Annotated in this window: 1 protein-coding gene; it reads left to right on the top strand. The window is 66.3% G+C overall.

What is annotated here, in order from left to right:
* Positions 1 to 238 precede the first annotated feature (238 nt).
* Positions 239 to 724 (top strand): transposase family protein, encoded by a 486-nt coding sequence (locus D7231_RS38045; RefSeq protein WP_338419915.1) that lies wholly within the window; start codon positions 239 to 241, stop codon positions 722 to 724.
* The last annotated feature ends 308 nt before the right edge of the window (positions 725 to 1,032 follow it).

The raw sequence follows: 1,032 nt of genomic DNA, 5'->3' as shown, positions 1-1,032 counted from the left end.
CCTGACGACCTTGTGCTTGGTTGGCCGTGGGGCGTCGGTTTCTTGATCGTTGTGTCTGGCGTGGTGGGGTTCATGGTGCGTGCAGCGATCGAGGAAACCAACGGGGGACGGGGCTATCATCGGCTGTTATAGATGAACCCATCGCTGGACTCGGTCCGTTGTGGCATGAGCGGCATCAAGCCAGGTTTGCGGCCCGCGGTCGGCGGCGGCGGGGCACAAGCTCGTCTTCGTCGACCGGCTGCCGGCCACCCTCGTCCTTCTGCGGCACTGCACTACGCACGACATGCTGGCCTGCTGGTTCGACGTGGACCGTTCCACCATCACCCGGGCCATCGGCGAGGTGCGGCCGCTGCTGGCTGACCGCTGCTGCACCATCGCACCCGGGATACGGCTGCGCACGCTCGCCGACATGGTCGACCACCTGGACGCGAGCCGGCGAACCGCGATCCTGAACGCCACGGAGATCCGGGCCCGCCTCCCTGCCCAGGGGAGCCCAGACCGGGACCGTTTCATCTCCGGCAAGAGCAAACAGAACGCCGTCAAGGCCACGGTTCTCACCGACGCCGCCGACAGACTGCTGTTCTGCGGCGAGACCCGGCCTGGCAGCTGCCCAGACAACACCCAGGCCCGCCCGTCTGGCCTCATCGGCCTCCTCGGCACCGGGTCACGAGTGGAGATCCTGGCCGATGCCGGCTACCAGGAGCTCGGCAGGGCAGACCGGTAGACAGATCGTCACCCAGCCGCACCGCAAGATCCGCAAGAACCCGCCACCCTGGTACGAGGGGAATGACTGCCAGAGACAAGCCCGCACACTCCTCACGACGCATCCGCGTCGAACACGGCATTGCCCACCTCAAGAACTGGAGAGCCCTCGCCCGTCACCACGGACGCCGTGAACACCTGCCTCAAACCATCCAGGCTGTCGCAGCCATCACCTCTCACCAGCAAAGCACCCCCCAACCGTTAACCAGCCCCTGACCAGCGACGAGACGCAGCCAACGACGCCCCACGGCCAACCAAGCACAAGGACGT

The organism is Streptomyces klenkii (assembly GCF_003626645.1).
In the GTDB taxonomy this organism is placed as follows: domain Bacteria; phylum Actinomycetota; class Actinomycetes; order Streptomycetales; family Streptomycetaceae; genus Streptomyces; species Streptomyces klenkii.
Note: the sequence above shows the minus strand (reverse complement) of the source record. Positions and strands in the feature narration are given on the sequence as shown.